This window comes from Cuniculiplasma thermophilum (genome assembly GCF_052315355.1).
Lineage (GTDB): Archaea > Thermoplasmatota > Thermoplasmata > Thermoplasmatales > Thermoplasmataceae > Cuniculiplasma.
This window is the reverse complement of record NZ_JBLSDF010000053.1, coordinates 1-8,162: the sequence shown is the minus strand read 5'-3', so window position 1 is coordinate 8,162 and position 8,162 is coordinate 1. Positions and strand designations below refer to the sequence as shown.

The following is an 8,162-nucleotide window of genomic DNA, read 5'->3' as shown; positions in this document are numbered from 1 at the left end:
GAATCATATCTGATGAAATGGATATCATGGGCATACAGATCAAGGATGCCCGATATAATCAGGCTTGGAAAAACCATAAAGAGACATCTCAAGGGCATCCTTGAGGCCATAAAATCTGGAATAAATTCAGCTGTTGTTGAATGATTGAACAACAAGATCCGTACTGCATTCAAGCGTTCATATGGTTTTAAGGCACAGGAATACAGGGATACGATCATATATCTGGTGGCAGGAGGATTGAGGTTACCCCCAGAATGTTAAAGAGATCCTCCCTGTCTTCTCCTTTACATATTATGGGTGAGGTGAAACAGAATATAGTTTTCATTACACGACAGAATGAAAATGATATATTCAGGTCCGTTTCTAATCCCACCATTGAGATTAGGAACTGGAAATATATTACACCTGCAATAGAGAATTAAAAGATCACTGGAAGAGTTGAAAGAATTCGGTCCTTTAATGAAATGATACAGAAAAGCATACGTTACAATAAATTGAAAGAGATAATTGGCAGCATATCATCAAAGAGTGTGGGTATTGCAGTGTGCAGAACCGTCGTATCCATAACTTCCGATTGTGAAGTCTCAAAGGGAAATGAGAGGAGTATGTGAAAGAGTGAACAAAATTCTGGAAAGGTCCAGGAATAGGTATCCTTAAATATACACATCATTTGTGCATTAAGTTTGACGAGTTTTCATTTGCACTTTGGCAAATTTATAAAGTTAAAATTTTTATTTGATGAATCTTCTGAAGCCAATAGTTAAAATAAAATATTCTTGATCAAATGCTCTCTTTGTCTTACACGTTTACACTGCTCATAGGTAAAAAATAGTGAGATATTTAAAAGTAAACGGTTACTCAGAATATAAATAGCATTATCTGGTAGCTTTGTCTACCCATTTTACACCCTTTACCGCATAGAACATAATAAACAGGGAACCTATAAGTAATATTGAAAAGATCTTTACCGAAATTACATCTGAAATTTTTTGGTTAAGCAGAATGGCTAAACAATAATAAATTATGGCCATTCCAGACACTACCCCAAAAATAATTCGATTTCTTCTGTTCCATTCTGCTCGGATTATAAAATGTGAAAGGAAATTCTCTATTTTTCCCAATTTAAACACCTTCAAATACATTGATTCACTATTGGCTCAAATCCAGGAGCGGGATTTGTATTTAAGAGAGGATAAGGAACAGTTACTGTTGTGAACCACAGGTTTGTGTTAGAATAACCCACCCCAAAATAGATTCCCTGAAAGCCTCCCATAGCGTCAATAAGTTGCAGAAATATCGCTGTAATAGCTATGATAGCAATTACAGCTGAAAAAGCTGTTAATAACGCATCAGCTGAAATGCCCAGAAAACCTGCTATTACCGGAGCAGCCCTACTTACTAAAAACCCAACACCACTTAATGCAAGAAGAGTCATATAGGTTATCAATCTTTCAGTGTTTTCCTGATTGAATGACAGTATGAATGAGTTATTGGGGCCTATTTCATCTGTCCAGCAAAGTATTTTGTCAACACTTATGTTTTTAGGACCAATATTTTGAGCAATCTGTTTTACATCCACCATTCTGTTTTCCATAATGATTGATCTTTCAATCATTAAATTTGAATGATTAATATTTGATAAGTGTCTTCCTGCTGTAAGAGTAATTACAGAAGCACTTGCAAGATGGTTGTTATGGACAATGGCAGGTTGAATACCTGGGCCTAAAAACATTACTGCAATTATTATAGCAGTTATTTCCAATAGTGATCGGTTTAAATTCATAATAAATGAGTAAGATTTTGAGATATATATGTTTATCATTTATATATGACTATACAATTGAGCAATCTGAAAATTTAATCCTAACGCCGCAAAGATAATTATGATGCAAATCTGCTTTAAACATAAGTATTTCAATTGCAGTATGTATTTTGAATATGATGAAAATTCTTATCGCAAAATAACAGGGAAGTATGCCCAGGGATTAAATTGAATATAACTTACAATTCGCATTAAAGGGTAGTAAGATATAGACTCAAATAAAACGTGAATATAAAATGTCCAATTAGGTTCAATTTAAAGAAAAAAGAAATGCCAGTAATTTAATCATCTTTTGTTCTATTAAGTTGAGAAATACTTGAACTCACTTACAGAAATGAAGAGTGAAACTGTAAAGTACCATTATTCCAAACCGAGAACATTCCTGATCTAAGCATTTAAGTGTGTATTTCCATTCTCTTATCTATGGAAGAAATGGAGCAGAACATTGGATTCACTACTGGACAGAATGACAGTGATGTATTCAGATTTGTTCTCAATCCTAAAGTGGAAATCAAAAAGTGGGAATATGTTACATTATCAATCGGTTCGTTTAAGATCATTGGAAGGGTTGAAAGGTTACAGTCTTTCAATGAGATGATTCAGGAGAGTATAAGTTACGAAAAACTTAAGGAAATAATAAGAAACATTTCAACAAAAAGCGTGGATATCGCCGTATGCAGAACTGTTGGCTCTATAAATTCTAATGGTGAAGTATTTAAGGGAAACAGAATACTCATAAGACCAGGGGAACCTGTGAGAAGATCAACCGAAGAGGAAATGAGAACCCTTTTTGGTTATTCAGAGAATGATTCAGTAGTTCTTGGGACTCTTTCCAATTACAAGTCGGTAGGTGTGGGTGCATCCATAAATGGCCTCAGAAGACATGTGGCCATTATGGCCCAAACAGGGGCAGGAAAAAGCAATACTGCAGCAGTGATGATAGAGGAACTTATCAGGAAAGGTGCAACCGTTGTTGTCCTTGATCCACATGCGGATTATGCTCTGATGAAGGCGGAGAGAGAAATTGGTGATTATGCAAAGGTGTTCAAAACACCCCTGAGTACGGGAAGGTACAGTAAGGAACTTAATGCGCTGACAGAGCAGTTCACAATTCGATTCCAGGATCTTGATGAGAACGATCTTTTTGACATAATGAGAATAGATGATGAATGGACAACCCTGAGAGAAATAACCAGAAAGATACTGGAGGGAACCAGGGGAAAGGGGGATCTTGATGATTTTATCAGGTCATATCAGTCCCTTGAAAAACAGGAACGAGGAAGAATATCTGGAAGAATAGCACTTTTAAAAGCAATAAGGGGAATATTCGGAAATACAACCACAACTCTTGATTCATATCTGAAGGAGGGACAGCTCTCCATACTTGATCTCTCAGGGCTGGATCAGGATGTAATGTCCTATTTCTGTCTCAGGGTTCTCGATGAAATATATGATGCAAAGGTTGCGGGAACCTTCAAATATCCTGTGTTCCTGTTCATAGAGGAGGCCCATAATTTCGTTGGAAGAGAAAACAAAGGAAAACTCCCTGACCTCATAAAGAAGATTGCCTCTGAGGGTAGAAAATTTGGAATGTTTCTTGTGGTTATTACACAGAGGCCAGGAAAGATAGATCAGGACGTTCTCAGTCAGTGTAATTCCCAGATCATACTCAGAATTACAAATCCTATGGATCAGAGGGCCATTGAGGAGAGTTGTGAAGGTGTAAGTGCAAGCGTCATAAATGATCTCCCGTCCCTGAACACAGGTGAGGCAGTTCTAGTGGGTGAGTTCGTCAGATTCCCTGTGATAGTTAAAATAAGAAAGAGAGAGACAAGGGAAGGAGGTGGGGATGTGGATGTTGTCAGTTTACTCAGGGAATCTCTGGAGGAGAGGAACAGAAGATTAAACCCTGTTGAAAACAGAAAAATTCTCAGAGGATTGCTTGAAGACTAGAAATAAAAAATATAAAATCTGATGTGCAGATAGAGAGGTAGAAAGAAAAATGGCCAGATTTATGCATGTATCGGATACCCATCTTGGGGCTGTGCAGTACGGAATTGAAGAAAGGGAAAATGACTTTTACGATGCCTTTTCAGAATCCATAAATATTGCCATTGATAACGATGTTGATTTTATAATACATTCAGGAGACCTTTTTGATTCAAGCAGACCTTCGAACAGGGCACTGACCGTCCTCAAGGAAAATATGCTCAAGTTATATGAAAAGCATATTGAAATGATATGCATTCCAGGAGACCACGACAGGCCGAGAGGACGGGACATAACAGCTCACGGGATTTTCGACTTCGTTGGTCTCAGAATGTTGGGGATGGACAATCTTGAATTTATGAGAAAGGAAGATGTGGATATAGGCGGCATTGGGAATATGAAGCTGTATCAGTCCGATATACTTAAGGAAATATATGCCCAGGCCAACGAAAAGGCGTCCCATATGAAGAAATGCATATTTGTATCTCATCAGGCCATCGATCCTTACTTTCCCGAGGAGCAGTGCGAGGCAAAAAAATCCGATCTTCCTGTGAATTTCACCTATATGGCATTTGGACATGTGCATCAGTTCCGTGAGGAGAAGATAGGCAGATCCATATTTTCCTATGCAGGATCAACTGAAGTGAAGGCCACCAAGGAAATTCCAGGACTCAACAGGCAGGGGAAAGGTGTGAACATAGTTGAAATAGAGGATGAAGCAGAGGTAAAGAGAATACGCCTGAAGAGTACGAGAATGCAGTATGACCTGGTAGGGAGCGCTGAGGAGATATTTTCAAAAATGGATCAGGTAATTAAGGAAAATCATGACAAAAAGCCTCTCCTGAATATCACCTTGACAGAGAGGATTGACAACACATACCTGAAGAATAAAATTAGGGATTATTCAGATTATTTCATAATCAGAACACCAAGATTTGAATTGAGGGAAAGTAAGGGAACCGTGGAAGTCGGTTCTTCCAGAAAACAGAATGAACTTTTTGTAAAGTACTTTGAAAGTGAAGGAAAGGGAAACATAGCCTATGAAATTTTCAAGGAACTTAGAAATGGGGACTTTTCTGAGGAGGAGATAAGAAGGCTTGCCAGGGAGGGTTCAGATGCTGATTGAAGAGATAGATATGAAACACTTTCTGTCACACAAGGACTCAAAGATCGGATTTTCGACAGGAGTCAATATTATAATAGGTAAGAACGGAGCGGGAAAGTCATCCATTGTTGACGCAATGAGAATGGCACTATTCGGTAACAGCGATATTGAGAGAAAAATTATATCCTATAATGAAACGGAGTCCAGTGTGACTGTGAAATTCAGGCACAACATGCATACATACGAAATAACGAGAACACTGGAAAATAAGAGGGGAAGAGAAAACACAAAAAAAGCATTCATGACAAGGGATGGAATAAAAATCGGGGAAGGGGCGAATGAGGTAAATCAGGCCGTGGAGAGGGAACTTGAAATTGGGAAGGTTGCCTTCCTGAATTCTGTATATGTTAAGCAGGGTGATATTGACGGGCTTATAACATCCAGGCCTGCTGAAAGAAAGGACATAATGAGCGAGATAATAGGACTTAAGGATTACGATAAAGCATTGAAAAACCTTGATCCCATAATAAAAAATCTGGAAAATGAAACCAGGGACTTTGATGCAAAAAGAGAGGAAGGAAGGGATATATCAAAGAGAATTGAAACCTATAGGGAGGAAATTGAGAGGAATCGCATAAGGAAAGATGAAATTGAGGAAAATATAAGAAAACTTGAAAAAGAACGTGACAGCATTTTCATAAAAATACAGTCCATAGAAAACAAGAAAAGAACCATGGAACAGTATAATAAGGAAATTAATGAGATGAACAACAAAATATTGACACTGGAGGCAGAAATAAAGAAACTTGAACAGCAAAAAAAGGAGTACGATTCAAACAGAGATGAACTTGAAAAAATGAGGAATGATGTAAGATATCTTAAGAGAAGAGAGATCAGGGAAATGATTCGGAGGATGAATGAAAATAGTGAAATAGAGAAGGAAATTGAAAAACAGAAGAAAACTATGGATGAATACAGAACTCAACTGGAAAAAATGGAGAATCTGAAGGAAAGTTATGAAAGATATGAAGAAATGCAGAGGAAATTTTCAGAAATGGAAGATGAAATGAAGCTTCTCTTGAGATTTAAGGAAGAATATGAAAAATACAGGAGTTTGTTTGAAGAGAACAGAAAAAAGATTGAAAATACCAATAAACAGAGGGCAAGAATAATTGAGAAAATTGGAGATAAAATTGATCTTCAATCTCTCACGCTGGACTATGTAGAAAAAAGAAGAATTGAAAAGAGAGAAGAGTTGAGAGAACTTGAAAGGAAAATTTCTGAGGAGAAATCAAGTATAAATGAAAACAGAAAGAGGATAGAAGAAATAAGGGAAAAAATGGATCAGTTGATGGCCTCTCCTGTCTGCCCACTATGCGGTCAGAGTATAGAAGGGCATAAACATGATGAAATTTTCCAGGAGTTTAATCAGGGAATTAATAAGATTAATACTGAAATTGAAGGCTCGAATAACCACATAAAGGCCCTTAACATTAAGAGGCAGAGAGTGGAAGATGAACTGAAAATAATTGAATCCAGAGAGGTCAATGAATACATCAACCTTATGGAGACCCTGAAGGAGAATGAAAAAGCGGAGAAGGAGTATCTTATTAAAATAGAAGAAAACAATGAAAACAGGGAAAAATACGAAAAGAATCAATTAGCTCTTCAGGAGATGGGAAAAAAAATTGAACTGCTGCGTGAACCTTACAGGAAATACGTTGAACTGACAGGCAGGATTGAGTCCATAAGAAAACTCAACCTTGAACAGACAATTAAGGAAAAGGAAGAAAAATTTAATGATAACCAGAGGGCACTAAGGGAATATGCAGATCTTGTGAGATTGATAGAAAATGGCCTTAAGATTAAGGATCTGGAGGATATTGAAAACAGAGTTGAACTGTTCTCTAAAAAAGTGCAGGATAAGGGGCCAATGCTGGAAATTGATAAAAGAATGGAAAGTATAAAATTCTACAATGAACAGATACAGGAGAAAATAGCCTTAAGTGAACCCTTAAAAAAAGATATATCCCTGGAACCCCAGTACAGAAAAAGTCTAAGGGAAATTGATGAAGAAATTGAAAGAACGAGAAAGGAAAAGGAAGAAATAATAAGGGATACATCATCAAAGAAGGCCGAAACCGAGAAGTTAGAAAAGGATATGGAGGAGATTGAAAGGTATCTGAAGAATACAGAATCTGCAATGAAGAGTCTCCAGTTCCTCTCAAAATTAAGGAAGGCCATATCGAGGGACGGAATCCCCAGGGCTTTGCGGGGAATTGCGGTTGAAAGCATTTCAGTCCAGGCCAGAAATATCATATCACGATTCAATCTTGCCATTGAGGATGTCAGGCTATCAGATGACCTTGATGTGGAAATAATGCAGGATGGTTCAATAAAGGATCTATCCCAGTTGAGTGGCGGAGAACGAACCTCCCTTGCAATAGGCATAAGACTTGCAATTGCCAAATATCTAGGTGGTGATATGAGTACCATCATAATGGATGAGCCCACAGTATACCTTGATGAAGAGAGGAGAAACGATCTCAGGGACATAATCAAGTATTCCATAAAGGAACTGAGCGATGAGAACATATTTCCACAAATCATAATAATAACACACCACGAGGAGCTAGAAACTGCCGCCGATGTGGTATATGAGGTCAGGAAGGAAAATGGAGTCTCTTTTGTGGGCACGACTTAATTAATAATGAAATGAATATTAGGGCATTTTTCTGAAAATGCGCTCATCTTGATCTAGACGTGGAGCATTCCCCGTTGCAAGGAATTGAGTGAAGACACCTTTCTCAGCATACCCGTAGGGAACATAATCGCTTATTTTTTGAAACTGAGAAGGATTATGTTCTGAGTTTATAAATAGCAATAATATATATATAAAGTCCTATTCATATTATTATGGGAGTTTTGGAAAATATGAAGAGAGACAGAAAGAAGCTCATCTTCGCAATTTTTGCTGCAATTATCATGGTTGTTTCAACTGCTCTTGTTATTTATCATTACGAATCATCAGATCATGTTTCACCAAAGGGGTTGCCTGTGCATATAGGAGTGATGCTTACTGGAATCCAAAATTCAGATTCACCCTATACAACATATCCTGATTCAGGATTCACATACAATCTTTCAAACGCAAGTCTCACCCTGCTTGCCTTTGATCCCGAGTGGATCACAACTGGAGGAAACTTCGGAAGTAAGAATATAACGTACAATCTTTCAGATAATCCT

Annotated in this window: 8 protein-coding genes; 6 read left to right on the top strand and 2 right to left on the bottom strand. The window is 37.6% G+C overall.

Translation table 11 applies throughout. From position 1 onward, the window contains the following. Positions 1-12 precede the first annotated feature (12 nt). Both ACNF42_RS08155 and ACNF42_RS08150 read left to right on the top strand, forming a co-directional pair. Complete coding sequence (locus tag ACNF42_RS08155; RefSeq protein ID WP_443340268.1) at positions 13-144, top strand: transposase; 132 nt, start codon at positions 13-15, stop codon at positions 142-144. Positions 145-464: 320 nt separating this feature from the next. Further along, positions 465-611 carry a hypothetical protein gene (locus ACNF42_RS08150; RefSeq protein WP_443340266.1) on the top strand — a complete coding sequence of 49 codons (147 nt, stop codon included), beginning with the start codon at positions 465-467 and terminating at the stop codon, positions 609-611. Between the two features lie 264 nt (positions 612-875). Here the strand turns inward: ACNF42_RS08150 and ACNF42_RS08145 are convergent, their stop codons facing one another. Continuing rightward, a complete protein-coding gene (locus tag ACNF42_RS08145) occupies positions 876-1,121 on the bottom strand; it encodes a hypothetical protein (RefSeq protein WP_443340265.1) in 246 nt (81 codons plus the stop codon). Between the two features lie 11 nt (positions 1,122-1,132). Next, on the bottom strand, positions 1,133-1,783 hold the full coding sequence (locus tag ACNF42_RS08140; RefSeq protein WP_443340264.1) for a hypothetical protein: 651 nt from the start codon (positions 1,781-1,783) through the stop codon (positions 1,133-1,135). A 462-nt stretch (positions 1,784-2,245) separates the two neighbouring features. Here ACNF42_RS08140 and ACNF42_RS08135 point away from each other — a divergent pair, with 462 nt between their 5' ends. From ACNF42_RS08135 to ACNF42_RS08120, 4 genes are all read left to right on the top strand, one after another. Continuing rightward, positions 2,246-3,775 carry an ATP-binding protein gene (locus tag ACNF42_RS08135; RefSeq protein ID WP_443340263.1) on the top strand — a complete coding sequence of 510 codons (1,530 nt, stop codon included), beginning with the start codon at positions 2,246-2,248 and terminating at the stop codon, positions 3,773-3,775. Between the two features lie 49 nt (positions 3,776-3,824). Continuing rightward, on the top strand, positions 3,825-4,937 hold the full coding sequence (locus tag ACNF42_RS08130; RefSeq protein WP_443340262.1) for a metallophosphoesterase family protein: 1,113 nt from the start codon (positions 3,825-3,827) through the stop codon (positions 4,935-4,937). Then, positions 4,927-7,620, top strand: a complete 2,694-nt coding sequence (locus ACNF42_RS08125; RefSeq protein WP_443340261.1) for an AAA family ATPase — start codon at positions 4,927-4,929, stop codon at positions 7,618-7,620. The genes ACNF42_RS08130 and ACNF42_RS08125 overlap by 11 nt, the downstream gene beginning before the upstream one ends. 212 nt (positions 7,621-7,832) lie before the next feature. Beyond that, the coding region (locus tag ACNF42_RS08120) for a hypothetical protein (protein ID WP_443340260.1) at positions 7,833-8,162 on the top strand (330 nt) is incomplete at its 3' end.